The sequence below is a fragment of the Neorhizobium sp. DAR64862/K0K3 genome, assembly GCF_050500185.1.
GTDB lineage: Bacteria > Pseudomonadota > Alphaproteobacteria > Rhizobiales > Rhizobiaceae > Neorhizobium > Neorhizobium soli.
The window spans coordinates 188025-212881 of the sequence record NZ_CP191449.1 but is presented as its reverse complement, the minus strand read 5'-3'; the positions used below and the strand labels follow the sequence as shown (position 1 = coordinate 212881).

22 protein-coding genes are annotated in these 24857 nt (G+C 60.4%); 11 read left to right on the top strand and 11 right to left on the bottom strand.

Annotated elements, in window-relative coordinates; all coding sequences use genetic code 11:
• Positions 1-239: 239 nt before the first annotated feature.
• The 5 genes from cysP to ACQY1L_RS01065 all read right to left on the bottom strand — a co-directional run bounded on the left by cysP (position 240) and on the right by ACQY1L_RS01065 (position 8069).
• A complete protein-coding gene (cysP, locus tag ACQY1L_RS01085) occupies positions 240-1223 on the bottom strand; it encodes a thiosulfate ABC transporter substrate-binding protein CysP (RefSeq protein ID WP_430242198.1) in 984 nt (327 codons plus the stop codon).
• Between the two features lie 555 nt (positions 1224-1778).
• Complete coding sequence (locus ACQY1L_RS01080; protein ID WP_430242196.1) at positions 1779-2864, bottom strand: enoyl-CoA hydratase/isomerase family protein; 1086 nt, start codon at positions 2862-2864, stop codon at positions 1779-1781.
• 178 nt (positions 2865-3042) lie between these two features.
• On the bottom strand, positions 3043-6222 hold the full coding sequence (locus ACQY1L_RS01075) for an efflux RND transporter permease subunit (RefSeq protein ID WP_430242194.1): 3180 nt from the start codon (positions 6220-6222) through the stop codon (positions 3043-3045).
• A 25-nt stretch (positions 6223-6247) separates the two neighbouring features.
• Positions 6248-7417, bottom strand: coding sequence for an efflux RND transporter periplasmic adaptor subunit (locus ACQY1L_RS01070; protein WP_092659558.1), 1170 nt, complete (start codon positions 7415-7417; stop codon positions 6248-6250).
• Positions 7418-7466: 49 nt separating this feature from the next.
• The gene (locus ACQY1L_RS01065) at positions 7467-8069 is read right to left on the bottom strand and encodes a TetR/AcrR family transcriptional regulator (protein ID WP_062461428.1); all 603 of its coding nucleotides are present in this window, start codon (positions 8067-8069) and stop codon (positions 7467-7469) included.
• Between the two features lie 185 nt (positions 8070-8254).
• On the opposite strand from ACQY1L_RS01065, the gene ACQY1L_RS01060 reads away from it, so the two are divergent.
• Entirely contained in the window at positions 8255-10195 is a 1941-nt protein-coding gene (locus ACQY1L_RS01060; protein ID WP_430244028.1) for a PAS domain S-box protein, read from the top strand.
• Between the two features lie 109 nt (positions 10196-10304).
• Positions 10305-10589 (top strand): BON domain-containing protein, encoded by a 285-nt coding sequence (locus tag ACQY1L_RS01055; protein WP_062461431.1) that lies wholly within the window; start codon positions 10305-10307, stop codon positions 10587-10589.
• A gap of 91 nt (positions 10590-10680) precedes the next feature.
• On the opposite strand, the gene ACQY1L_RS01050 is transcribed toward ACQY1L_RS01055, so the two are convergent.
• A complete protein-coding gene (locus ACQY1L_RS01050; protein ID WP_430242191.1) occupies positions 10681-13023 on the bottom strand; it encodes a glucose/quinate/shikimate family membrane-bound PQQ-dependent dehydrogenase in 2343 nt (780 codons plus the stop codon).
• A 221-nt stretch (positions 13024-13244) separates the two neighbouring features.
• On the opposite strand from ACQY1L_RS01050, the gene ACQY1L_RS01045 reads away from it, so the two are divergent.
• Entirely contained in the window at positions 13245-13973 is a 729-nt protein-coding gene (locus ACQY1L_RS01045) for a glutathione S-transferase (RefSeq protein WP_430242189.1), read from the top strand.
• A 160-nt stretch (positions 13974-14133) separates the two neighbouring features.
• On the opposite strand, the gene ACQY1L_RS01040 is transcribed toward ACQY1L_RS01045, so the two are convergent.
• Positions 14134-14640, bottom strand: a complete 507-nt coding sequence (locus ACQY1L_RS01040) for a sigma-70 family RNA polymerase sigma factor (RefSeq protein WP_430242186.1) — start codon at positions 14638-14640, stop codon at positions 14134-14136.
• A gap of 204 nt (positions 14641-14844) precedes the next feature.
• On the opposite strand from ACQY1L_RS01040, the gene ACQY1L_RS01035 reads away from it, so the two are divergent.
• From ACQY1L_RS01035 to ACQY1L_RS01025, 3 genes are all read left to right on the top strand, one after another.
• Positions 14845-15066 carry a hypothetical protein gene (locus tag ACQY1L_RS01035; protein WP_062581961.1) on the top strand — a complete coding sequence of 74 codons (222 nt, stop codon included), beginning with the start codon at positions 14845-14847 and terminating at the stop codon, positions 15064-15066.
• A gap of 194 nt (positions 15067-15260) precedes the next feature.
• The gene (locus tag ACQY1L_RS01030; RefSeq protein ID WP_062461446.1) at positions 15261-15440 is read left to right on the top strand and encodes a hypothetical protein; all 180 of its coding nucleotides are present in this window, start codon (positions 15261-15263) and stop codon (positions 15438-15440) included.
• 166 nt (positions 15441-15606) lie between these two features.
• The gene (locus ACQY1L_RS01025; RefSeq protein ID WP_062461448.1) at positions 15607-16107 is read left to right on the top strand and encodes a ferritin-like domain-containing protein; all 501 of its coding nucleotides are present in this window, start codon (positions 15607-15609) and stop codon (positions 16105-16107) included.
• A 214-nt stretch (positions 16108-16321) separates the two neighbouring features.
• Here the strand turns inward: ACQY1L_RS01025 and ACQY1L_RS01020 are convergent, their stop codons facing one another.
• On the bottom strand, positions 16322-16561 hold the full coding sequence (locus tag ACQY1L_RS01020) for a hypothetical protein (RefSeq protein WP_139283771.1): 240 nt from the start codon (positions 16559-16561) through the stop codon (positions 16322-16324).
• Between the two features lie 165 nt (positions 16562-16726).
• Between ACQY1L_RS01020 and ACQY1L_RS01015 the strand changes: the two genes are divergently transcribed.
• Together ACQY1L_RS01015 and glgA are read left to right on the top strand one after the other, a co-directional pair.
• Positions 16727-17092: a DUF2934 domain-containing protein gene (locus ACQY1L_RS01015; protein WP_062461451.1), complete on the top strand. Its 366-nt coding sequence runs from the start codon at positions 16727-16729 to the stop codon at positions 17090-17092.
• A 379-nt stretch (positions 17093-17471) separates the two neighbouring features.
• Complete coding sequence (gene glgA / locus ACQY1L_RS01010; RefSeq protein ID WP_162728410.1) at positions 17472-18947, top strand: glycogen synthase GlgA; 1476 nt, start codon at positions 17472-17474, stop codon at positions 18945-18947.
• Between the two features lie 96 nt (positions 18948-19043).
• Here glgA and ACQY1L_RS01005 read toward each other — a convergent pair whose 3' ends face one another.
• Both ACQY1L_RS01005 and glgX read right to left on the bottom strand, forming a co-directional pair.
• Positions 19044-19748, bottom strand: a complete 705-nt coding sequence (locus tag ACQY1L_RS01005; protein ID WP_184654490.1) for an SDR family oxidoreductase — start codon at positions 19746-19748, stop codon at positions 19044-19046.
• 173 nt (positions 19749-19921) lie between these two features.
• Positions 19922-21997 (bottom strand): glycogen debranching protein GlgX, encoded by a 2076-nt coding sequence (glgX, locus tag ACQY1L_RS01000; RefSeq protein ID WP_430242180.1) that lies wholly within the window; start codon positions 21995-21997, stop codon positions 19922-19924.
• 188 nt (positions 21998-22185) lie between these two features.
• Between glgX and ACQY1L_RS00995 the strand changes: the two genes are divergently transcribed.
• The 3 genes from ACQY1L_RS00995 (at position 22186) to ACQY1L_RS00985 (ending at position 23676) form a co-directional block, all read left to right on the top strand.
• Complete coding sequence (locus ACQY1L_RS00995) at positions 22186-22452, top strand: hypothetical protein (protein WP_062581954.1); 267 nt, start codon at positions 22186-22188, stop codon at positions 22450-22452.
• Positions 22453-22860: 408 nt separating this feature from the next.
• Positions 22861-23067, top strand: coding sequence for a hypothetical protein (locus ACQY1L_RS00990; RefSeq protein ID WP_062581951.1), 207 nt, complete (start codon positions 22861-22863; stop codon positions 23065-23067).
• Between the two features lie 48 nt (positions 23068-23115).
• On the top strand, positions 23116-23676 hold the full coding sequence (locus ACQY1L_RS00985) for a type 1 glutamine amidotransferase domain-containing protein (RefSeq protein WP_062461469.1): 561 nt from the start codon (positions 23116-23118) through the stop codon (positions 23674-23676).
• 110 nt (positions 23677-23786) lie between these two features.
• On the opposite strand, the gene ACQY1L_RS00980 is transcribed toward ACQY1L_RS00985, so the two are convergent.
• On the bottom strand, positions 23787-24812 hold the full coding sequence (locus ACQY1L_RS00980; protein ID WP_062583059.1) for a DNA topoisomerase IB: 1026 nt from the start codon (positions 24810-24812) through the stop codon (positions 23787-23789).
• Between the last annotated feature and the right edge of the window lie 45 nt (positions 24813-24857).

Genomic DNA, 24857 nt, shown 5'->3' with positions numbered 1-24857 from the left:
CTGCAACAAAGTCTTCAACAGCAAGAACCGGCGGACGAATATCCACCGGTCTGGTTTCGCAGTTCTTTAGCGTCCCCCATTCTTGTGGCGGCCACAGGACCCGACGCGTGCCGGGTTGAAGGGTTTTTTCAGCCTAAGGACTTAGGCTGGCTGGATTCCTGTGACAAGCACAGGAATGAGGGTGAATGGGTAGCAATCCTTGAGAGACAACTCACCTCAGCCAATCAACCCCAGTCCAATCAGCGGCTGCCGTAGAGCTTGTCGAGCGTGCCGCCGGAGGCGAAGTGTTCGGATTGGATCTTGGCCCAGCCGCCGAACACATCGTCGACCTTGAAGAGGCGGATTTCGGGGAACTGGCTCTTGAACTCGGCCGCGACCTTTTCGTTATGGACGCGGTGGCCGAATTCGGCGGCGATCTTCTGGCCTTCCTCGGTGTAGAGGAATTCCAGATAGGTCTTTGCCAGCGCTTCCGTGCCATGCTTCTTGGCGACCTTGTCGACGACTGCGACCGGGAATTCGGCAAGCAGCGAGACCGACGGAATGACGTTTTCGACCTTGTCCTTGCCGAACTGCTTTTCGATGCCGCGGGTTTCGGCCTCAAAGGTGATCAGCACGTCGCCCTGGCCGCGTTCGACGAAGGTCGTCGTGGCGGCGCGGCCACCGGTATCAAACACCGGAACGTTGTCGAAGATCTTGGTGATATAGGCTTCGATCTTCTCCTGGTCGTCCTTGAACTCTTCCTTCGCCCAGGCTGTTGCCGCGAGATAGGTGTAGCGGGCGTTGCCGGATGTTTTCGGATTCGGGAAGATCGCGTGGACGTCGTCACGGGCGAGATCACCCCAGTCCTTGATATTTTTTGGATTGCCGGCGCGCACCAGGAAGGCCGGGAAGGAATAGAAGGGCGAGGCGTTGTTCGGGAACGCCTTGTTCCAGTCCGCGGCAACAAAACCCTGCTTTGCCAGGAAATCGACGTCGGTCGACTGGTTGAAGGTGACGACGTCAGCCTCGAGACCCTCGACGATCGAGCGTGCCTGCTTGGACGTACCCGCATGCGACTGATCGATCGTGACGCCGGGATGCGCCTTCACGAAGGCCTCGTTCTCGGCCACAAACAGCTCGCGGGCGACGTCATAGGAAGCGTTGAGCAGTTTCTGCTCCTGCGCAAACGCCGGCTGCACGAAGAGGGCGGCAAGTGCCGTGCCGAGAATAAGAAGGCGGTTCATCAGTGTCTCCGGAATGGGAAGTTGAGGCGACACTACCGGGAGTATCGGTAGACCGCGAGGAACTGCCCTCTCCTGCAGGTGATACACGGAGAAATTTCATCCATTTATCGCAGCATTCGGCGATGGTTTTGCCGGAAGGCGCCAAAGCGCAGTGGATCGCCCCGATCCGGGGGCAAAGAGGATACGGCTGTTTTGGGCCGTGAGGACGAAACGGGCAGCATGTTTTTGTTAAGTGCCTGAAAGACAAGCGAACAAAAATTCGTCGCGATCTTTTTCATCCTCACGCCTGAAAGCCACGCGATAATGGCGTCGTCATCGGATGGGAAACCGTTTTCGCGAACCGGTCCCCGACGGTTCAGCGCTTCTGAGGACGAAGCTCGGTTTCCGGTGACGGTCGAACGACATGCGGGCTAGCGGGAACTGACATCTTCCAAAAGACCGCACCAAACTCGATCGGGGCAGGCAGATCATCATCTTCCTCATACCCACGATACCGCTGCCTGCCCCATTCCCGTTTCAACCATGCCGGTTTCGCCGGTGTGGACGGTTTTGCTGCTACAACCGATGATCGGCAAACAGGACCGGGTGATCGGCTGCAAGATAAGGAGCAAGATCGGCTTCCGTCACCTCGGCAAGGCTTGCCGGTTGCCAGCGCGGATTGCGGTCCTTGTCGATCACGGCGGCCCGTACGCCCTCGTAGAAATCATGGTGTTTCAGCAGTTCGCAAGCGGCGGTAAATTCCCGCTCCAGGCATTCGACGAGGCTTGAACTGTCACGGCCGAGCCGCAACAGTTTCAGCGTCAGCTTGAGGCTGGTCGGCGAGCGTTTCGACAGAGTCTCGAGGGTTCGGGCGGCGAATTCTCCCGTCTCGCGGCTGAGCGCCGCGAGGATCTCCTCGACCGTATCATGCGCAAAGGTTCGGTCGATTACGTCACGGTTCTGCGCAAGCCGGCCACCTTCGGCGGACACGGTGAAACCATCGATCACGGCTTGGATTGCCTCAGCCTCTGAGCCTCCGGGAAGCTGTCCAATTGCGGCGACGAGATCATCCAACTTCTCTGATGGCACGAACGAATCCGCCAACCCGGCATGGATCGCATCGGCACCGTCAACCACGTCACCGGTCAGCCCCATCCAGGTTCCCGCCTCGCCGGGCGCCCGGGGCAAAAGCCACGTCGCGCCCACATCCGGCACATAGCCGATCCCGGTTTCAGGCATGGCGAGTTTCGTGCGCTCGGTAACGATGCGGTGGCTCCCATGCGCCGAAATGCCGACACCGCCGCCCATCACAATCCCGTCCATCAGCGCCACATAGGGCTTCTTATAGCGCGAGATGCGATAATTAAACGGCATCTCCTCCCGCCAGAACCGCGTCACCTCGGGGTCGGACGCCCGCCCTGCCTGATGAATGGCCCGGATATCGCCACCAGCACACAGGCCACGCTCGCCCTCGCCCCTGATGATCACGCAGGAAATATCGGTATCGGCAGCACAGCGATCGAGTATGTCGTCCAGCGCCCGCACCATGGAAAGGTTGAGACTGTGCAGCGCCCTCGGCCGGTTGAGCGAGATCACCGCGGCAGACCCGCGGCGACTGAACAGCACCTCGGCTTCAGTTGCAGGTTGCACTGGATTGGCCATTGTGTCCTCCATCCTCTACCCCACCCACCCTCATTCCTGTGCGTGTCACAGGAATCCAGCCGACACGCGTCTGCGTGGCGAAAGAGGGTTTGCAGCCCCAAGGACTTGGGGCAGCTGGATCCCTGTGACAAGCACAGGGATGAGGGAGATTATGGCGCACTCCCACCGGGAAAGCCCCTCACTCCGCCGCCATCGGCATATCGTGCTTGTCCTCGAACAGCTCGCCCTGGTTGGCGGGCGTCTCAGACTTGTTCTCGTTCTTCGCCTTCGGCTCGCGGCCGAAGAAGAGGGAGTAGCCGGCAGGCAGCACGATGATGGTGAGGACGGTGGCGACGAGGATGCCGCCCATCATGGCATAGGCGAGCGGTCCCCAGAACAGGCCGCGCGAGATCGGGATCAGTGCCAGCACCGCCGTGAGCGCGGTCAGCATGATCGGGCGGAAACGCCTGACGGCGGCGCCGACGATCGCTTCCTGGCGATGCATGCCCGCCGCGATATCCTGGTCGATCTGGTCGATCAGGATGATCGAGTTGCGGATGATGATGCCGAGCAGCGCGATGACACCGAGGATGGCGACGAAGCCGAACGGTGCGCCGGTGATCAGAAGCGCCATTGCAGCGCCGATGATGCCGAGCGGACCGGTCGACAGAACCAGCATCGCCTTGCCGAAATGCTTCAGCTGCATCATCAGGAGCAGCATGATGACAAGCAGCATGATCGGGGCCTTTGCCGCGATCGAGGCCTGGCTTTCGGCCGCATCTTCGGCGCCGCCCTGGATGTCCACGGAATAGCCGGCCGGCAGGGCCGCGCGCAGGTCGGCCATCGAGTTATAGAGGTTCACCGAGGCCTGCGTCGGCTCGACGCCGTCAGGCAGGGTCGCCTTGACGGTAATCGTCGGCAGACGGTCGCGACGCCACTCGATACCCTGTTCGAGGACAGGCTCGACTCGGGCCACCTGCGAAGCTGGCACAAAAGTGCCGAGATCGGTCGGAATATAGACCGACTGGACGGCGGCCAGCAGGTTGCGAGTGGCATCCGGCTCGCGCACCACGATCGAAACGGTCTCCTCGCCATCGCGGAAATCGCTGATCGGAGCGCCCGACGTTGCCGCCTGCAGCATCTGCCGAACCCGCTGCGACGAGACGCCGAGCGCACGGGCGCGGTCCTGGTCGATGACGAGCTTCATACCCGCGACCGGCTCCATCCAGTCGTCGTGAATGGCGCCGAAATCTGGTTGGCTTTCGTACCGCGCCTTGACCTGGTCGGCGATGCGGCGGACTTCCGCCTTGTCCGGGCCAACGACGCGCATCTGCACGGCCCAGCCCGTGGGCGGGCCGAGGAAGAGACGGTCGACCTTGCCGCGGACCGTCGGGAATTCTTCGGCAAGGATCTTTCGCAGCTTGACGATCATCCGCTCGCGTTCTTCGAGACCGTTCGACATGATCAGGAGCTGGGCGTAGTTCGGGTTGCGCAACTGCTGGTCGAGCGGCAGGAAGAACCGGGGCGCACCCTCGCCGATATAGGTGGCGACAAAGCTCTTGTCGGGGTCGTCGAGGATCCGGTCTTCGAGCGCCTTGGCCTGACGTTCCACTTCCTTGATCGCGGTGCCCTCCGGCAGCCACATGTCGACCAGAATTTCTGGTCGCGACGACTGCGGGAAGAAGCTCTGCGGAATGAACTGAAACGACCAGAGGCTGGCTGCAAACGCGCCGAGCGTGGCGATGAGCACGATCGCCTTGTGGCGCACGGACCAGCCAACCGCATGGCGCACGCCGCGATACATGCGGGTATCATAGGCATCGTGATGATCGCCGCTGCCCGCATGGCTCCGCTGCTTGAGGATCATGTAGCCGAGCCACGGGGTGAAATAGACGGCCACGAACCAGGATACGACGAGCGCGATGCCGACGACGTAGAACAGCGACCGTACGTATTCGCCGGCGGTCGAATCCGCGAAGCCGACGGGGATAAAGCCGGCGGTGGTGATCAGCGTCCCGGTCAGCATCGGGAAGGCGGTGGAGGAATAGGCAAAGCTTGCCGCATCGAGCCGCTCGAACCCCTCCTCCAGCTTTCTTTCCATCAACTCGACGACGATCATCGCATCGTCGACGAGCAGTCCAAGCGCGATGATCAGCGCGCCGAGCGAGATACGCTGCAGCTCGATGCCGAGATAGAACATGATGGCAAGCGTTGCCGACAGAACCAGCGGAATGGCGATCGCAATCACGATGCCCGAGCGCCAGCCGATCGAGATCAGCGACACGACCAGCACGATGACCAGCGCTTCGAGAAGCGCCTGCGTGAACTCGCCGACGGCTTCAGTGACGACCTCAGGCTGGTTGGAGATCTGCTCTACCTGGACGCCGACCGGCAGCGTCTCCTCGAAGCGCTTGTAGGTTTCCTCCACCGCATGACCGACGTCGGTCACTTTGTAGCCGTTCGCCATCACCACGCCGAGCTGCACGCTGTCATGGCCGTTGAAGCGGAACTTGCGCTGATACGGGTCCTCGAGACCTTCCTTCACCGTGGCGATATCGCCGAGACGGAAGACCTGGTCGCCGGCGCGCAGCCGCAGCGCCTTGATATCATCTGGCGTGGTCACGCCACCCTCGACCGAGATCCGCACGGAGCGATCGGCGGTTTCCACCGAGCCGGACGCATCGACATCGTTCTGGCCGGCCAGCGCGGTGCTGATGTCATTGACGGTGAGGCCGCGCTCGGCAAGCGCCTGCGACGACACGTCGATGAAGATCTTCTGCGGCTGGTCGCCGAGGATCGTTGCCTTTTCGACGCCGGGCGTGGCCAGCAGCATGTCGCGGGCCTGGATGGCGTATTGCTTCAGCTCCGGATAGCTGTAGCCCTCGCCGGTAATGGCGTTGAGAGTGATATAGGTATCGCCGAACTCGTCGTTGAAATAGGGCCCGTAGATACCGGACGGGAGATCCTGGCGAATGTCGCCGATCTTCTTGCGCACCTGATAGAAGGCATCTGCAACGTCCTGCGCATTCGTGTCGCCCTTCACCTGGATCGTGGTGATCGAGATGCCGGCGCGGGTGTAGGATTTGACCCAGTCGAGATGCGGGGTTTCCTGCAGCTTGCGCTCGATCTTGTTGACCACCTGGTTCTGCATGTCCTCGATCGAGGCACCCGGCCACTGGGCCTGCACGACCATGACGCGGAAGGTAAAGTCCGGATCTTCCTTCTGGCCCATGTTCATGATGCCAAGCGCACCCATGACGATAATGAGACCGAACAGAAAACGCGCGATGCTGGGATGGCCGATGGCCCAGCGGGACAGGTTGAAACTGCCCTTTTCCTTCTGCTTTTCCAGCGGATTGGCCTGATGATCGGAACTCATGATCTTGATCCTCTAACCGGAAATATCAGGGCTGGACGGAAGCGGTGGACTGGCTCGACACCGAGCCGAAGCGTGTCGCGACCGTTTCCGGCAGCTTCACCTTCATATCGTCCTTCATGAACTGGGTGCCGGCCGAGACGATGAGATCGCCTTCGGCAAGGCCTTCCGAGATGCGCACGCCGTCATCGGAAAAATCCGCCACCTTGACCGGACGCGACGCGACAATTCCCTTGCCGCGATCGACCACCCAGACGATCGGCTGGTCACCCTTCTTGGAAAGCGCTGCAAGCGGAATGGCAAAGGCCTTGACCGCGTTGCCGGCGACAGCCTCGATCGATGCGGTCATGCCGAGCAGGATCTTCGGGTCGGCCGGAAGGCTCACCCGCACCGCGAACGTGCGTGACTGGGCATCGGCGCTCTGCGCGACTTCACGCACCTTGCCGTCGATCACGAGATCGGCAGACGACCAGATCCGTGCCTTGACCCCGTCGCCCGGCTTGAAATGCGAGACATCCATTTCCGGAACCGCGATCTGGACTTCTTTCTCGCCATCCACAGCGACCGTGACGACGGAAGTGCCGGTGCTCACCACCTGGCCGCGATCGGCGCTGACGGCCGTGACGATACCGTCGCGGTCGGATTTGAGTTCGGAATAGGCAACCTGATTGCGGGCCTTTTCGAGCGCAGACTGCGCTGAATCCCGCTGTGCCAAGGCCTGCTCGCTGCTGAGCTGTGCCTGTTCCAGCTGCGATTTTGAGGTGACGTCTTTGGCCGCCAGCGTTTCCGCGCGGCGAAGCGCCAGGCCGGAGATCTCGACCTGCTTGGTGGCCGATGCGAGATCGGCTTCGGCGCTGCCGAGATCAAGCTTGTAATCGGTGGAATCGATCCGAGCGAGCACTTCGCCCGGCGTGACGCGGTCGCCTACATCCACAAGCCGCTCGGTGATCTTGCCCGCGACCCTAAAGCCGAGATTCATTTCGGTGCGGGCACGCACGGAACCGGAATAGACGAGCTTGCGGCCCTCATCCGGCGCACCGATCTGCGTCACCTTGACCGGCCGCACGATCTCCGGCGCCTCGGCCTTTTTCTCTTCGGAACATGCCGCGAGCGAAAGAAGCGCCGCAGCGACTGCAACGCCTTTCAAGGCGGAAGAAAATTGACGGGCTGCGACGAAAGACTTTCCTCGGAAAGACATGATCCCACTCCATAAGGCGGGTTACGGTGAGCGCGACAAGCGCAGGTTCTTATTTCAGCGCCCTGAGGGCGAAGTCGACGACATCGGCCGGCGCGGCGCGCCGGGTTTCAAACAGACATTCGGCAATGATCTGCGGGTGACACAGCGTAACCGTGCAATCACAGAGGCATTCTGCGGCAAGCTCAGCGTCCTGTGCGCGGAACTCTCCCATTGCAATCCCCTCCTCGACGAGGCCTGCGACGATCGCTCGAAGCTGCATGATATGGTCTTCGATCACCGACCACTGTTCCTCGATCGCTACGACAACCATCTCGTGGACCTTGTTTTCGTGCAGCAGCGTCTCGACCGTGATGCGGTGCTGCTGCAGAAAATGGTCACGCAGTCGCTCGGTGGCACTGACAGCGCGCTTTGCATTCTCCCAGGCAACGGCTCGGCTCGCCTCGAGCATGCGGTTGGCAAGCGCCTTGTGGATCTCGGATTTCGACCCGAAGAACCGGTAGATATTGGCCGGCGACATGCCGAGATCCTTGGCGATATCGGCCACTGTCGTCTTGGCGTAACCGTAATGCTTGAACAGTCGCTCGGCGGCTTCGAGGATGCGGACCACGTTTTCCTGGCGTGTATCCTCGGGAGTGCTGACGGGAACGTCCATAACGGAATGGCTTTCAATTAACGACTGACGAATTTCATTTTTCGTCACTATTCATCTTTAACCTCATTGTGTCAAGGCACTCGTATTTTTCTGCAATGCAAGGCATGGTGGACCCACTGGCGCCTCGAGACGTAAGCTCGGGGTACATCGCATATTGAGTTTGGGCGGTGGGAAAGTTGAAGACCGTGCAGGAAGGCCATCAGGTATCCCCGTTTAACGAGGAGCGGTATCGGCTTCTGATTGATTCCATCACGGATTACGCGATCTACATGCTGGATCCGAAAGGCCACATCGCCAGCTGGAATCCGGGCGCCCGGCGCTTCAAGGGGTTCGAGGAATCCGAAATCCTCGGCCAGCATTTCTCCAGATTCTATACGGAAGAAGATCGGCTTGACCATCTGCCGGAACGCGCACTGAGGATTGCCGCGGCGGAAGGCCGGTTCGAGAACGAAGGCTGGAGGGTTCGCAAGGACGGCAGCCGTTTCTGGGCGCATGTCATCATCGATCCTATCCGCGACGGCGATGGCCAGCTCCTCGGCTTTGCCAAGGTCACCCGCGATCTGACCGAGCGCAGGAATGCCGAAGCAGACCTGAAACGCAGCGAGCGGCAGTTCGAGGTCCTGGTGCAAGGGGTCAGCGACTACGCGCTCTACATGCTCGATGGCAAGGGCAATGTCAGCAACTGGAACCACGGTGCCGAACGCATCAAGGGCTACCGCGCCGAGGAGATCGTCGGCGAGCATTTCTCGACGTTCTACACGGTAGACGACCGCGCCGCCGGCGAACCGACAAAAAATCTTGCAACGGCCCTGCGGGACGGCCGCTTCGAGGGCGAGGGTTGGCGCCACCGCAAGGACGGCACCCGTTTCTGGGCGCATGTGATCATTGACGCGATCCGCGACGAGACCGGAGAGCTGAAAGGGTTCGCCAAGATCACCCGCGACATCACGGAAAAGGTCGAGGCGCAGAAGGCGCTGACCGTCGCCCGTGAGGATCTGTTCCAGGCGCAGAAACTGGAAGCGATCGGCCAACTGACTGGCGGCATCGCCCATGACTTCAACAACCTGCTGATGGCGGTGCTGGGAAGCCTCGAAATCCTCAAGAAGAGATTGCCGGACGACCCGTCGCTAATGCCGCTTCTGCAAAACGCCATTCAGGGCGCCGAGCGCGGTGCAGCGCTGACGCAGCGCATGCTGGCCTTTTCGAGGCGGCAGGAACTCCACATGGCCCCGATCGGCGTTGCCGGTCTGATCGATGGCATGATGAATTTCTTCGAGCGTTCGCTGAGATCGGACCTCACAATCAGAACCGACATTCCCGACAGCCTGCCCCCGGTTCTAAGTGACGCGGTGCAGCTCGAGAGCGCGCTTCTGAACCTCGTCGTCAATGCCCGTGACGCGATGACAACAGGCGGAACCGTGACGATCACCGCCATTGATGTGCACTTCGCGCAAGGCGACGACAGGCTCCAGCCGGGTCACTACGTCAAGATCAGCGTTTCCGATACGGGCGAAGGCATGGATCCGGAAACGCTTGCCCGCGCTACCACACCGTTCTTCACCACCAAGGGCGTCGGCAAGGGAACGGGTCTCGGCCTGCCCATGGTACAGGGCCTGACCGAGCAGTCGGGCGGCCGGCTTTCGATCGACAGCGAAGAGGGCAAGGGGACCACAGTTTCCCTGTTTCTGCCCGTCGCCCGTCTTGAAGACTGCCCGGAGGAGAAGAAGCCCGCCTCGGATCTCCCTGCGGCGCGACCGAAGGAGAGGCTGACGGTGCTGGCCGTCGACGACGACGCGCTGGTGCTGATGAACACATCCCTGATGCTGGAGGATCTCGGCCACACGGTGATCGAGGCCCATAACGGCCGCGAAGCGCTGGATGCGCTAGCCCGCACGCATACGATCGATCTCGTCGTCACGGACCATTCCATGCCGGGAATGACCGGCAGCGAACTCGCGTCGGAGATCAACCGCCAGTGGCCGGGCCTGCCGGTGGTGCTGGCCACCGGCTATGCCGAACTGCCGCCTGGCGAGGACGACCGCCTGCAACTGCCGCGATTGCCGAAGCCGTTCTCCCAGAACCAGCTGGCGGACGTGATCGCCACCATGCTCGGAAGCGCGAGCTGAACCAACGGCTGTGCGCCGCGTTGTATCTCCTGATGATCCGCAGGTGCCGCGCGAGGGTCGTTTCGCCCTCATCTCCTGCTGGACGCGACGACATCAGGGAGAACGTCACATGGTATTCAAACATCCGCAATTTAACGAAACCGCGCCGGAGATCGAAGTCGAGTTCCCGGCTTACGCCCAGCTGGAAGGCAAGGTCGCCGACGCGCTTGCCTCGGCGGGCGGCATTGATGCAAGCGAAGTGACCGTCACCGTCACCGGAACCTCCATTGCCCTGGCAGGCCGGGTCGCCGACGCCCGCGAGATCGCCCGCGCCGAGGAAGTGGTCCGCAGCGTTGAAGGCGTGACCGAGGTGCGCAACAGCATCACCGCCGAAGCCGGCAGCCATCTCACCTGAGGCCTCGAAAGCCTTCAATGCAAAAAGCCCGGAAGCAGACGCTTCCGGGCTTTTTTGTTGGCTGAGACCAGACCGCCTGAGCGACTGCCGCTTAACGCGGCAGCGCGTAGGCGATGACGTAGTCGCCGGGTGTGGTGCCGACCGAGCCGTGGCCGCCGGCGACCATGACGACGAACTGGCGTCCGTCCTCGACCGCGTAGGTCATCGGCGTCGCCTGACCGCCGGCCGGAAGCCGGGCTTCCCACAGCGTCTTGCCGTTCTTCAGGTCATAGGCACGGAGGTAGTTGTCGACGGCGGCACCGAGGAAGGCAACGCCACCCTTGGTGATCATCGGGCCACCGATGCCGGGAACGCCAACCTTGAACGGCAGCGGCAGCGGGGTCATGTCGTGGACAGTACCGTTGCGATGCTTGTAGGCGGTCTTGCCGGTGCGAAGATCGACGCCGGCGACATAACCCCATGGCGGTGCCTGGCAAGGAATGTTCAACGGACCGAGGAACGGACCCATCAACACGCCGTAAGGTGCGCCGTCATTGCGGTTGAGGCCCTGTTCCGAACCCTTTTCGTCCTGACCCTTCGCCGGGATATCCGCACGCGGAACCAGCTTGGAGGTAAAGGCGAGATAGGTCGGCATGCCGAACATCACCTGGCGTTCCGGATCGACTGCGACGGAGCCCCAGTTGAACGTGCCGAAATTGCCGGGATAGATGATCGAACCGTTGAGCGACGGCGGCGTATAGCGTCCCTCGTAATTATACTGGTGGTACCAGATCCGGCACACCATCTGGTCGAGCATCGAGACGCCCCACATGTCGCTTTCTTTCAGCGGCTCCGGCTTGAAGGAGACGGCCGAGGTGGGCTGCGTCGGAGCGGTAAAATCTTCCGGAATGGCACCCTTCGGAGCAGGCTCCTCGGTGATCGGGAAGACCGGCTCGCCGGTGCGACGGTCGAGAACGTAGATGTCACCCTGCTTGGTGGGGCCAACCAGCGCCGGCACCACGGAATTATCCGGGCGCGACAGGTCGATCAGCACCGGCTGGGCCGGCACGTCCATGTCCCAGAGATCGTGATGCACCGTCTGGCGAACCCAGCGGTCGGCACCGGTGTTGATGTCGAGCGCGACGATCGAGGACGAGTATTTCTCGACGCTTTCCGAACGGTTCATGCCGAGCTGGTCGGGCACCTGGTTGCCGAGCGGAATGTAGACGAGGCCGAGTTCCTCATCGACCGAGAAGACCGACCAGCTGTTGGGCGAATTGGTCGTGTAGGTCTGACCCTCGGCAATCGGCTGGGTCTGGCTCGGATTGCCCGAATCCCAGTTCCAGATCAATGCGCCGGTGTTGACGTCGAAGGCGCGGATGACGCCGGACTGTTCCTGCGTCGAGTAGTTGTCGTTGACGGCGCCGCCGATGATGATCTTGTTGCCGACGATCGCAGGCGGCGATGTGGAATAGTAGTAGCCGGCCGGGTTGTGCTGCATGCCGGTTTCCAGACGCAGCGTGCCGTTCTGGGCAAACGCAGGGCAGACCTGACCGTTGGCCGCATCAAGCGCGATCAGACGGGCATCGGATGTCGGGAGATAGACGCGCTCGGCGCATGCGGAACCGGCAGCGGCCGCCTGGTCCTTGTAATAGCTGACGCCGCGGCAGGTCTGGTGCTGGCGGTCCGGGTTCATGCCGGAATTCGGGTCGTAGCGCCACTTCTCCTTGCCGGTCGTCGCATCGAGCGCGATGGCGAGATTGTGCGGCGTGCAGAGATAAAGCGAGCTGCCGACCTTGAGCGGCGTGACCTGATAGGTCGTCTCGCCCACGTCGTCCGGCCGCTTCACGTCACCGGTCTGGTAGCGCCAGACTTCCGTGAGGTTGGCAACGTTGTCCACATTGACCTGGTCGAGCGGCGAATAGCGCTGGCCATAGGGCGTGCGGCCATACTGGTGCCATTCGCCATCAGGCACATCACCGCCGAGCTTCGGGGCGGCTGCGACCGACTGGTCCGGCAGCTCACCGCTCTGGTCGTAGGGGTCAAAGAACATCGAGGCGACGGCGACGACCACGGCAATGACCGAGGCGATGGCCAGCGGTACGGCACTGGCGCTGTATTGCATGCCGGATGGGCTGAGAAAGCCGAGCGGCTTGCGGATCCACGGTGTCAGCAGCCAGAAGCCGAGGACGATGATGAGACCGCCGCGCGGGCCGAGCTGCCACCAGTCGAAACCGACTTCCCAAAGCGCCCAGACGAGCGAAACGATGACAATACCGGCATAGACATGCAGTGCCGCGCGTTTCCGAAGGAAAAGCAGAATGGCGGTCAGCACAAAGGCAAGGCCGCAGATGAGATAATAAACACTACCCCCCAGCATGACGAGCTGTCCGCCGCCGATGGCGAGAGCGAGCCCGAGCAGGGTGAAGATGATGGCGGTGATCTTGAGAGCCATGGTGGTTTCCGTTCCGAACTGAAGACGGGCATTATAGGTGGCAAGCCGGACATTCAGCCGGTGTCGCGTGGTAATCTAGCGCTCTCCGGAGATGTTCAAGATACGATACGGAATGCCAGCCGTGCAGAAGTGCGAGAACAAACGGGCGCTCTGCTCGTTCGGAAAGAGAACGCCGCAGCGATCGACGGCGACCCACTCAAACAGGGATTGCAAGCACAGCCATGGCATATGAACTCTACTACTGGGACGGCCTGCAGGGTCGCGGCGAATTCGTCAGACTGGCGCTGGAAGACGCCGGTGCGGACTATCTCGACGTGGCGAGAACCACGGACGGGTCCGAAAAGATGATGAATTACCTGAAGGGTAGCAAAGCCTATCCCGACCTGCCATTCGCTCCGCCGTTTCTGAAAGACGGCGAGATCGTCGTCTCGCATGTCGCCAACATCTTGCACTATCTCGGCCCGAAGCTCGGGCTTGCTCCCGATGACGAACGGTTGCGTGTGTTTGCGCAGGGTCTGCAGCTGACGATCACCGACTTCGTGGCCGAGGTTCACGACACCCACCATCCGATCAGCACCGGGGACTATTACGAGGATCAGAAGCCGGAGGCCAAGGCGCGCACAAAGGCGTTTCTTGCGCAGCGGGTGCCAAAGTTTCTCGGTTATTTCGACGGCGTGATCGGATCAAACCCGACCGGCGAAGGCTGGGCTGTCGGCGGCGCGATCACCTATGTGGACCTGTCGCTCTTCCAGATCGCCGAAGGGTTGACCTACGCTTTCCCGCGAGCGATGGCATCGCTGGACAGCCGCTATCCGAATGTGGCGAGACTTCGCGACGCCGTCGGGAAAAGGCCGAGGATCTCTGCCTATCTCAAATCGGAGCGCCGCATCGCTTTCAACGAGAGCGGTATCTTTCGCCACTATCCCGAACTCGACGAGGATCCGGCATAGGCGCTTCGGCGCCTTGACGTTTGTGGCTAGATAAATGCGAAGACAGGAGCGACCGTGGCTATCATGATCGCGGTCGCGATCAGTACGAACTTCATGTCCTTGCGCTCCTGAGCATTGATGGCTGCCTCTTCGGGCAGCCGCGTTTGGATGACGAGCGGGGTTATCTTGCTTCCTCCCCCAGTTCCTGAAGGATCTGGTGCCGTGCGCGATTGAGACGACTCTTGACCGTTCCAACAGCGCAGCCGCAGATTTCGGCCGTTGCCTCGTAGCTCTCGCCGAGGATTGCAACCAGCGTTAATACCTCGCGGTAATGGGGAGGCAGCTTTACGAGAGCGTCGCGAACTTCCTTCGCCCTGATTGCCATTTCCTGCGAAGCAGCTATCGGCGTATCGCCCGACACGTTTTCTTCGAGCCCTGGAGCCTCGCGGCCTAAAATCTTGGATCGGGTATAGAACGTGTTGCGCATGATGGTGAAGAGCCAGGACTTCAGCCGCGTGCCGCGCTCGAACTTGTCGAGGTTGGCCAGCGCCTTAATCAGCGTTTCCTGCACGAGATCGTCGGCATCCGTCGTATTGCGGCAGAACGTACGCGCGAAGGCACGAAGCGCCGGTATAAGCTTCACGATATCTGCCCGCGCAGGATCGCCATTCAACTGTGATTCAGACACCGTTGCCTACCTCTCCCAAGTCTCGACGGCCGGATTGACTTCTGCAAACGCGTGCCCCTTCATTTTGGTTCCGCCCTCTCAACCCCACCCGGAGATTGCCGGCAGATCACCTTGAAAATATGGGGCTCTTGCCGGCCTGCCGGAACAAACAGAAGCAGCACGCCGTTTTTTCAGCATCATCGGCAACGCCAAGGAGGGAATGTCATGAGCTTTACCGACAAAACCAACGACAACGACCAGAACAGCGCACAGAGCGACGAGTGGAAGGCCAAGAAGGCTGAGCAGTCGGCGCGCGAAAAGGGCAGCGACGCTGACCTCGAACAGCAACTCGACGAGGGCCTGGAAGATACGTTTCCGGCAAGCGATCCGGTCGCCGCAACAATAACGTCCATTCCGGCCGGCACCCCGGAGCCGCCGAAGAACTGATACCGGCCCGGACCATTGGAACAAAGTGGGCGGCCTCCGAATAGGAGGTCGCCCTTTTTCATTCTTCGCTGTGACTTTTTCGGGATATCCGAAATTAATCTTATTGGTATAAGAGGTTTCTAAAGGGCTTAGGGAATGCGGGCGAACGCGTCCGGCAGAGGGTGTTTTCGGTGGCGGTGACGTCAGAGGTCGGAATGAAGAAGCAGAGCAAGCCGGTGGAAGAAAAAGACGCGAGTTTCGGACGCAGCGTCAACCGCAAGGTTTCCGTTCTGTTGGCGGAGATCGAGAAGGAAGACGTGCCCGATCGCCTGCTCGGTCTTGCCCTGCAGCTTCAGAAGGAATTGTCCGAAAAGCTCGACGGTAAAGGCAGCTGACCGCCTGACCTCGAGATGAGCGCTCGCCGGCGCATGCGCGAACATCTGATCTGCGGACCAACCGCAAGCTGTCGCCCCTTCTCGACCTTTTTCACAAATATGTGAGGAACTTTCAGCTTCTGCTTTGGTTCATTGGGTGCGAATTCGACTCTCAAGGAGATCCACCATGGCTAAAGACAAAACCCTCGAAGACCTGTTCTACGAAACGCTGAAGGACATCTACTACGCCGAGCGCCAGATCGTAAAAGCGCTGCCGAAAATGGCTCGCGGTGCCCAGGATCCGAAGCTGAAGGCCGCTTTCGAGACCCATAAGGAAGAGACCGAAGGCCAGATCGAACGCCTGAAGCAGGTTTTCGAACTGATCGGCAAGCGCGCTCAGGGCAAGACCTGCGACGCGATCGAAGGCATCCTGTCCGAAGGCGAGGAAATCCTCGAAGAATTCAAGGGCACATCGGCTCTCGACGCCGGCCTTCTGGCCGCTGCACAGGCAGTCGAACACTATGAGATCAGCCGTTACGGCACGCTGCGCACATGGGCGACCGAACTCGGCCTGAAGGACGTGGCAAAGCTTCTCGACGAGACGCTTGCAGAAGAAAGCAAGACCGACGAAGCGCTGTCTGCACTGGCACAGTCCACCGTCAACGCCGCTGCCAAGAAGGCAGCCTGATCGCCACAGCGACAAACGCCCGATCACCAGATCGGGTGTCTCCTCGCGAACGTGACGCCAGAAAAACGAAAAAGTCCGGCACATGCCGGACTTTTTTGGATTGATTTGCGGTCTGCGACATCGGCGCGCGGACTATGGCCAAAACAAAAACGCTCCGCAGTCCCACAGGATTGCGAAGACGTATGAATGGCGTGGCAGCTAAAAATGGTGTCAATCAGCTATGGTAAGCGGCTTTCGGGATGCCGGATTTCGGCAGCATTTCAATCGGAGCCATCTTTCCATCGACACCAAGCCTGCGGAAAACTCCGGCATGGAATCGTCCACGCCGCAGCAGTTGGACCTTCGCCGCCTCCACGGCAAGTTCCACTGTATGGAAGTACGAAGTTGAATGTACCCCGTCAATTACATAGACCCAGCCCGTTGCGTCTGGAACAATATCGCAGTAGTTTTGCATTGCAGCGTCTCCTCCCGGCGGTCTCAAACGCGTAACTCCTCGAATAGTTCCGTCCGGTCGGTTGTTTGTGCCAACACGATTTGAATCAATCGAATTTCTGTCGTGAAATCCATGGAACTTATTCCCAACAAGGTCGTTTCGGCTTTTGGGTGAATGGAGACAAAGATGGCTGATTCCGAACAAGACTGGATCAAGCACCGCGCGTATGCGCTCTGGGAGGAAGAGGGGTATCCTTCAGGCAAAGATACGGAGCACTGGGAGCGCGCCAAACTGGAGTTTGCGACGTTGAAGCCGACTGCGTCGGCACCGGCCGCCCACGAACAGCCTGCAGCATCCGCGCCGAAACTGCCCACCGCAAATGCCAAGGATTCCACCGCCAAAGCAGCTAAGCCTGCCAAGTCAGCGGCGGCGGGGTCCGAAAAATCGAAAAAAGCGCTCGCCTCCGAGGCCTCAAGCGAAAAGAAGTCCGTGCCGGTTTCTCCGGCCCCGGTTCCCGCGGGCAAACAGCCTGCCAAGAAGCGGTCCCGATAGGCCGGGCTGGCCTTTGACGCCAGCCGGGTCACGCAGACAAGAGCGGACATGACGGGCCGCGGCAGTCTCTGCCGCGGGGTAATCATTACATCTGAAAGACGGCAATGGCTTTTGCGTATTCGTGTATTTCTCTGACTGGTTTTCCCATTTCGGCGGTCGCTGACACAGGTCTCCCCTCCGGCACTGATGTGAAATGGCATGGACAAGGGTGGGAGTTGGCATGATGGACGCGTACGGCCCCTTGGATGGCCCCATCGAAATAGCATCAGTTGATGACCCGGTTGCCAGTCAGAGTACTGACCGTTCGCACTCGTCGGACGCCGTTCCCGGGCGTAGCACGCAGCGGAGCCTTGGGGGACGCAGTGGGGAAAATTTCGCGATGAAAGTATTGTCGGTCACCTCGGAAATCTTCCCGCTGGTCAAGACCGGCGGATTGGCCGATGTGACAGGATCCCTGCCGAAGGCGCTTGCTGCCCTCGGGATCGATACCATAACGCTCATTCCGGGTTATCCGAAAGTGATGGCCCAGGTAAGCTCCGGCGTGACGCCACTTGCTCTGTTCGACGATCTGCTCGGTACCCGCGCGTCGCTGCTGCATGTGAAAATCGAAGGCCTGAACCTGTTCGTGCTCGACGCGCCGGAACTCTATGACCGGCTTGGCGGACCTTATGTCGACGAGCATGGCAACGACCACCACGACAACTGGCGGCGCTTCGCAGCTCTGTCGAAGGCTGCGGCGGAAATCGCCGGTGGGCTTCTCCCGGGTTTCGTACCCGATGTCGTTCATACCCATGACTGGCAATCGGCGATGACGTCGGTCTACATGCGCGAAATGGGCTGCGCCATTCCGAGCGTGATCACCATCCACAACATCGCGTTCCAGGGCCAGTATTCCGCAGACATCCTTCCCGCGATCGGCCTTCCCAGCTCGCTGTTTTCAATCAACGGGATCGAATATTTCGGGGGCATCAGCTACCTGAAGGGCGGCCTTCTGACCGCCGACGCCATCACCACGGTCAGCCCCACCTATGCCCGGGAGATCCTCACGCCGCGTTTCGGCATGGGCCTTGACGGTGTCCTGAACGAGCGCGTGACCGTGTTGCGCGGCATCGTCAACGGCACAGACCTCGACATCTGGGACCCGGCAACGGATCCGCATATTCCGCGCAATTACGATGTCTCCTCGCTGAAGCGCAAGCGCGACAACAAGACCGTATTGATGGAAAAGTTCGGGCTCGACCCTGAAGGCAACGGACCGATCTTTTCCGCCGTCAGCCGCCTCACCTGGCAAAAGGGTTTCGACATGTTCGCCGATACGGCGGACGAGGTCATCCACAATGGCGGCCGTATCATCGTGTTCGGCCAGGGTGACAAGGATATCGAACAGGCGCTGCTGGATACGGCTGCGCGCTATCCCGGCAAGATGGCCGTCCACATCGGCTACGACGAACCGACCGCGCATCTCATCCATGCCGGTTCGGACGCGATCGTGCAGCCCTCGCGGTTCGAGCCCTGCGGCCTGACGCAGCTTTACGCGCTTCGCTACGGCACCGTGCCCGTCGTCTCGCGCACAGGCGGGCTGTCGGAAACCATCATCGATGCCAATGATGCAGCGATGTCGGCACGGGTTGCGACCGGCTTCCAGTTCCACCCTGTGACGACCGACGGACTGCGTCTCGCGCTGCGCCGGGCCATGCACGCCTACCAGGAACCGAAAATGTGGGCCCGGTTGCAGAACCAGGCGATGAAGGCGAAATTCTCCTGGGAGCGCAGCGCCCAGCAATACGCCACCGTCTACACCAACCTGGTGCGCAAGGCCGGCAACTCCTCCGCGGACCGACGAGCGAGCTTTTGATCCGGCAGGTGCCGTGATCGGCACCTGCGTCGTTTGATTCCTTGACGAAAACGGCGCACGGCGCACACAGCGTTCGGCTAACGAAAACCGCAGGTCTCAGACCGACCGCGTCAAACCACCGTCCACCTTCAGGTTCTGCCCGGTGATGTAACCGGCGCCCTCGGATGCCAGGAACGCGACCGTTGCGGCGATTTCCTCGCTTGTGCCGTAGCGCTTCATCGGCACGCTGTCGCGCCGATCATCGGTTGCCGGCAGGCTGTCGATCCAGCCGGGCAAAACGTTGTTGATGCGCACATTGTCGGCCGCGTAGGTATCTGCAAAGATTTTCGTATAAGCGGCGAGCCCGGCGCGAAACACGGCCGATGTCGGGAACATTGCAGAGGGCTCGAACGCCCAGGCAGTCGAGATATTGACGATAGAGCCCGATTTCTGGGCCTGCATGATCGGCGCCACCAGCCGCACTGGACGGATGACGTTGAGCAGATAGACATCGAGGCCGGTATGCCACTGGTCGTCGGTGATCTCGACGATCTGTGCACGCGGTCCGTGGGCGGCGCTGTTGACCAGCACATCGATCCGTCCCCATGTCTCCATAGTCGCATCAACGAGCCGCTTGAGATCGTCGTTGGACTGGTTGGAGCCGGTGATGCCGAGTCCCCCGAGTTCCTGCGCCAAGACCTCACCCTTACCGGACGAGGAGAGGATCGCTACCTTGAACCCATCGGCCGCGAGCTTTTTCGCAGACGCCGCTCCCATACCGCTTCCGCCCGCTGTGACGATCGCTACCTTTTCTGCCGACATACTGTGCTTCCCTCCCTGCATCGTGGTGTGAACAGAGACATAGCATGAGGAAAAGCTGTCATCGAATAAGTTCGGCTGAAGGCTGGTGAGTTCTGCCCTTGGGGCATACCACCCAAACGAAAAACCCCGCCGGAGACCGGCGGGGCTTGGAGATCAGAGTATTCAGGCTGCCATCACGGACGGCGGAACAGTGCCAGGCTGCGGCCTTCGAGTTCGAAGTCCCGTTCCTTGGTGATCACGAGACCCTTCTTGGAATAATCCGATGTGGTCATCTCCAGCACCCAGCCACCTTCGCCGAACTGCGGGATCTGGAACGGCACGTTGCCTTCGAACGGGTTGAACAGCAGCAGCACGTCGTGCCAGATGCCTTCTTCTTCCTTCAGGTCGCCACGGCCAATGTAGAGACCGATCGTCGAGCCTTCGTCCCACTGTTCGGAGGTCTGGAAACCACCGCCGGCGTTGAACCACTTGATGTCCATGCCATCGCGCCAGTTCTCTCGGCGCAGCAACGGCTGCTCGTGCCGGAGCTTGATGATCTGGCGGGTAAACTCGCGCAGCTGCTCATTGCTTTCCGGCAGGTTTTCCCAGGCGACCCAGGAGATCTCGCTGTCCTGGCAGTAGCCGTTGTTGTTGCCGAGCTGGCTGCGACCGAACTCGTCACCGGCCAGCAGCATCGGCGTGCCGTGCGAGAACATCAGCGTGGCGAGGAAGTTGCGCTTCTGGCGCTCACGCACCGCGTTGATGCCCTCGTCTTCCGTCGGACCTTCCTCACCGTAATTGTAGCTACGGTTGTCGTTATGGCCGTCGTTATTGTCCTCGCCGTTCTCGTCGTTGTGCTTCTCGTTGTACGAAACCATGTCGTTCAAGGTGAAGCCGTCATGGGCGGTGATGAAGTTTACCGATGCCCAGGGACGACGACCGCGCTGATCGTAAAGATCGCCGGAACCGAGAAGGCGCGCCGCAAAGTCCGTCGAGACGTTGTCGCCCTTCCAGTATTCGCGCACCGTATCGCGGTACTTGTCGTTCCATTCGGCCCAGCCAGGCGGAAAGCCGCCGACCTGGTAGCCACCCGGACCGATATCCCAAGGCTCGCCGATCAGCTTGACCTTGGAAAGGACCGGATCCTGAGTGATCGCATCGAAGAAGCCACCGCGCTCGTTGAAGCCTTCCGGCTCGCGACCGAGAATGGTGCCAAGATCGAAGCGGAAGCCGTCGATATGCATCGCTTCGGCCCAGTAGCGCAGGGAGTCGGTGACCATCTGCAGTACACGCGGATGCGAAGTGTTGACGGTGTTCCCGGTGCCGGTGTCGTTGATGTAGTAACGATGCTGGTCCGGCATGGTACGGTAGTAGGAGAAGTTGTCGATGCCCTTGAACGACAGGGTCGGTCCAAGCTCGTTGCCTTCGGCCGTGTGGTTGTAGACCACGTCGAGAATGACCTCGACGCCGGCATCGTGGAAGTTCCGCACCATCTCGCGGAAACCCTGGATGCCCTTCGGTCCGAAGTAGCGCGAGGCCGGCGAGAAGAAGTTGAGGGTGTTGTAGCCCCAGAAATTCTTCAGGCCACGATCGAGCAGGTGCTGATCGTCCGGGAAGGAGTGGACCGGCAGCAGCTCCACCGAGGTGATGCCGAGGTTCTTGATGTAATCGACGGTCGCCTTGTGGCCCATGCCTTCATACGTGCCGCGCAGATCGATCGGAACGCCGGGATTGAGCTGGGTAAAGCCCTTCACATGCGTTTCATAGAGGACTGTCTGTGGCCAGCTGATCTTCGGACGGTTGTTGTCGTGCCAGTCGAAATTCGGGTCGATGACAACGCCCTTCGGCGTGTAGGGACCGCTGTCGCGTTCGTCGAAGGTCAGGTCCTTGTCTTCGGCAAGGAGGTCATAGGCAAAGTGTGCCTCGTTCCACTCAACGTCGCCGAACAGTTCGCGTGCATAGGGGTCGATCAGCAGCTTGTTGGGGTTGAAGCGATGGCCGTTTTCCGGGTCATAGGGGCCATGCACGCGGTAGCCGTAAAGAGCGCCGGGCTTCAGGCCGGGGATATAGCCGTGCCAGATCTCGTGGGTGTATTCCGGCAGTTCGAGGCGGGCGATTTCCACCTTGCCGCTCGGGTCGTACAGGCAAAGTTCGACGCGCTCGGCATGCGCCGAGAAAATCGCGAAGTTGACGCCATCGCCGTCGTAATTTGCGCCCAGCTGCAGCCAGGAACCCGGGTGAACGACAAAGTGGCTCGGTTTCGTATCCATATTTCCCCGCTGGTCATACCAATTGAAACTTTCGCCTATAGAAGGTGCGAGGCTGCAATTCGTTCCAGAGGCCCTGCAATTTAGGAGGTTTCGCAAGTTGCCCGCGAAATTTTGAGGGCGGCACGCGTTTCCGGATGGGCCGCCTCCCCTATCTCTCTAGTGGTACCCATAACAGCAGGGAGAAGACCATGACGACCATGTCCCCGGAAGAGCTCGAAGGCCGGCTGAACGCGCATCGCGAACTGATGATCGATCTGATCGCTGCAATGATTGGCGGCGAGCTGACGACCACCCGTTTCGTGCAGCGGCTGCGTGACGACGCTACATTCAAGGACAACGAGGAAGATCCCGGTTTCTCCCCCGATGGTGCCTTCGCGATCGAAAACGCCATGGCCCGCGAAGTGCGCTCGGTGCTGGAAGCTGCACGTGCAAGGGCAGAAGCCGACAAGAGTTAATCAAATTTTATGAATAAGGCCGTTTCGCCGCATTTGTGGCCATTTCGTGGAACCATGATTCCGTATCGCAGTTGATAGGCTTTAGGAGTGTGGCGGGAGGCAATCATGGTCAAGGAATGGATCGAGGCTGCAGGTTTCGTGATGGTCATCGCGGCCTGTTACATGATGGTCGTTCCGATCTAGCGATCGACCGGTCATCCCATTGACTGACACCAGCGACACATGACTGTGGCTGGCCTCTTCGCTGACGCCAACTTTTTATCGGCGAGACTTCCTGTGAGCTTGGCGCGTTCGAGTCGTTCAGTAACGTACTATTACATCGTGTAAGATCTGGAACGAAATGACACCGGTCGGGTTGGACATCCAGTGACCGGGCAAAAACCTTGTGTTCACGACGGGAGATCCATCATGCATCACGTTCTGACAATGCTGAAGAACCGGTTCCTTTCGCATCGCAGCTTCGGCCATCCAAAGCATCTTGCGGCCAAAAGCCCGCAAGAGCTTAGGGTCCTTGTGCCCGATGCCGTCGTACTGCCGCTTCCCAGAACAGCGCGAGAGGAGATCAGTGTCCCCGCGTCTATCAATGGCAGGGATCTCTCGACTGGCCGCCTTTAACCGGGCCGGCCCACGACAACAGTCCATGACAATAAAAAGGAGTGAAACATGGCTGACATGAAGTCCGCTTCCATCCTGATTCTTGCAACCGACGGCTATGAGCGCTCGGAGCTCCGGTTTCCGCTCGATGAACTGCGCAAACGTGGTGCTGACGTGAAGATCGCTTCGATCAAGTCTGGAGAGATCAGAAGCTGGGACGAGACCGACTGGGGTGACTCTGTCGCGGTCGACCTTGAAGCGAAGGACGTCAAGGCAAGCGATTTCGATGCGCTGGTTCTGCCCGGCGGACAGATCAATCCCGATGTGCTGCGCAAGGATGAAACGGCGATCAGCGTCGTGCGAGATTTTGTGGCGAGCGGCAAGCCTGTTGCTGCCATCTGCCATGGTCCATGGCTGCTGATCGAGGCGGATGCCCTGCGTGGCCGCAAGGCGACATCCTACCCGTCGATCCGGACCGACGTTCGCAATGCAGGCGCGTCCTGGCAGGACGAAGCCGTGGTCTGCGATAACGGCATCATCACATCGCGGTCACCCGACGACCTGCAGCAGTTCGTCGACAAGATCGTCGAGGAAGTCAACGAGGGCCGTCACAACAGACAGGCCGCTTGATTGCAGAATGACTGGTAACGAAAGCCCGCTCCGGCATGGTCGGTGCGGGCTTTCTCTTGTCTGCGTGCCACGAGATCATACGCTGGCTGATGGAGCGAGAACCGGTCCGGTCAGGTCTGTTCCTGCTTCAGGAATGCCAGAAGCCGGCGCTCGTTCATGCGCAGACCACGGCGGCCGTCCGTCGGCAGGGTCTTCGCGTTCATGATCTTTTCGAGCGGCGAGACATCCTCGGCAAGGCCCAGGATCTGCGGATGGATGTAGCTGGTGCGGCAGACGGCAGGCGTGTTGTGCAGCGCTTCGGAAGCTGCGTTGCACAGTGCCTTGATCTTGGGACGGTGGCCGTCCTCAGCCATTGTATTCCAGGCTGACATGAAGGCTGCGAGGCTTCCGCCCCAGGTGCGGAACGTCTTCGCCGTGACCGGAAAGCCGGCGGCCTTGGCGAGATAGGCGTTAAGCCGGCCAGAATCGATCGGTCGCGGCGTACCGTGTTCATCGGGAAACGAAAACAGCTGGCGTCCCGGAAGGTCGGCGACGTCTTCCAGGATACGTTGGAGACGCGGATGTTTCAGCGTGTGCTGCACCCGCTTGCCACCCTTGGCGGTGAATTTCAAGAGGATACCGTCACCGGACAAAACCATGTGACGCTTCAGAAGCGTCGTTGCGCCGTAGGTGCGGTTTTCCTTGGCATAGGCGCGGTTGCCGACCCTCAGATGTGTCATGTCCATCAGCGCCACAAGCGCGGCGATCACCGCCTCGGACTTGTCGAGACCATGCGACAGATCGCGGGCAGCTCTGGACCTGATGCGCGGCAAGGCCTCGCCAAACTGGGCAAGCTGGTCGAACTTTCGCTCGCTGCGGAAATTCTGCCAGTCCGTGTGATAGCGATACTGCTTGCGGCCGCGGCTGTCATAGCCGGTTGCCTGCAGATGGCCGCTGGCATCGAGACAGATCCAGACGTTTTCGTAGGCTGGCGGCAGGCCGAGTGCGGAGATGCGGGTATGGTGGTCATCCTCGACCAGCAAGCCACCATCCGGCAACCGATAACTGAACCCCTTGCCGCGTCGTTCCCGCCGAATGCCGGGTTCGGTATCGTTGACATAGGTGAGGCCGATCGTCTTGAGAGACTCGACGTCAATTTCAATGGTGCTGACTAACGTATCCATAACCGCTAAACTGAGATG

What these genes read in the sequence shown, in the direction of transcription:
- ACQY1L_RS01045 (WP_430242189.1), top strand. Translation starts at nt 13,245, where the DNA reads ATGGCATATGAACTCTACTACTGGGACGGCCTGCAGGGTCGCGGCGAA.
- ACQY1L_RS00995 (WP_062581954.1), top strand. Translation starts at nt 22,186, where the DNA reads ATGACGACCATGTCCCCGGAAGAGCTCGAAGGCCGGCTGAACGCGCAT.
- ACQY1L_RS00990 (WP_062581951.1), top strand. Translation starts at nt 22,861, where the DNA reads ATGCATCACGTTCTGACAATGCTGAAGAACCGGTTCCTTTCGCATCGC.
- ACQY1L_RS01035 (WP_062581961.1), top strand. Translation starts at nt 14,845, where the DNA reads ATGAGCTTTACCGACAAAACCAACGACAACGACCAGAACAGCGCACAG.
- ACQY1L_RS01030 (WP_062461446.1), top strand. Translation starts at nt 15,261, where the DNA reads ATGAAGAAGCAGAGCAAGCCGGTGGAAGAAAAAGACGCGAGTTTCGGA.
- ACQY1L_RS01070 (WP_092659558.1), bottom strand. Translation starts at nt 7,417, where the DNA reads ATGTCTTTCCGAGGAAAGTCTTTCGTCGCAGCCCGTCAATTTTCTTCC.
- ACQY1L_RS01020 (WP_139283771.1), bottom strand. Translation starts at nt 16,561, where the DNA reads ATGCAAAACTACTGCGATATTGTTCCAGACGCAACGGGCTGGGTCTAT.
- glgA (WP_162728410.1), top strand. Translation starts at nt 17,472, where the DNA reads ATGAAAGTATTGTCGGTCACCTCGGAAATCTTCCCGCTGGTCAAGACC.
- glgX (WP_430242180.1), bottom strand. Translation starts at nt 21,997, where the DNA reads ATGGATACGAAACCGAGCCACTTTGTCGTTCACCCGGGTTCCTGGCTG.
- ACQY1L_RS01015 (WP_062461451.1), top strand. Translation starts at nt 16,727, where the DNA reads ATGGCTGATTCCGAACAAGACTGGATCAAGCACCGCGCGTATGCGCTC.
- cysP (WP_430242198.1), bottom strand. Translation starts at nt 1,223, where the DNA reads ATGAACCGCCTTCTTATTCTCGGCACGGCACTTGCCGCCCTCTTCGTG.
- ACQY1L_RS01025 (WP_062461448.1), top strand. Translation starts at nt 15,607, where the DNA reads ATGGCTAAAGACAAAACCCTCGAAGACCTGTTCTACGAAACGCTGAAG.
- ACQY1L_RS01055 (WP_062461431.1), top strand. Translation starts at nt 10,305, where the DNA reads ATGGTATTCAAACATCCGCAATTTAACGAAACCGCGCCGGAGATCGAA.
- ACQY1L_RS01005 (WP_184654490.1), bottom strand. Translation starts at nt 19,748, where the DNA reads ATGTCGGCAGAAAAGGTAGCGATCGTCACAGCGGGCGGAAGCGGTATG.
- ACQY1L_RS01050 (WP_430242191.1), bottom strand. Translation starts at nt 13,023, where the DNA reads ATGGCTCTCAAGATCACCGCCATCATCTTCACCCTGCTCGGGCTCGCT.
- ACQY1L_RS00985 (WP_062461469.1), top strand. Translation starts at nt 23,116, where the DNA reads ATGGCTGACATGAAGTCCGCTTCCATCCTGATTCTTGCAACCGACGGC.
- ACQY1L_RS01065 (WP_062461428.1), bottom strand. Translation starts at nt 8,069, where the DNA reads ATGGACGTTCCCGTCAGCACTCCCGAGGATACACGCCAGGAAAACGTG.
- ACQY1L_RS01080 (WP_430242196.1), bottom strand. Translation starts at nt 2,864, where the DNA reads ATGGCCAATCCAGTGCAACCTGCAACTGAAGCCGAGGTGCTGTTCAGT.
- ACQY1L_RS01075 (WP_430242194.1), bottom strand. Translation starts at nt 6,222, where the DNA reads ATGAGTTCCGATCATCAGGCCAATCCGCTGGAAAAGCAGAAGGAAAAG.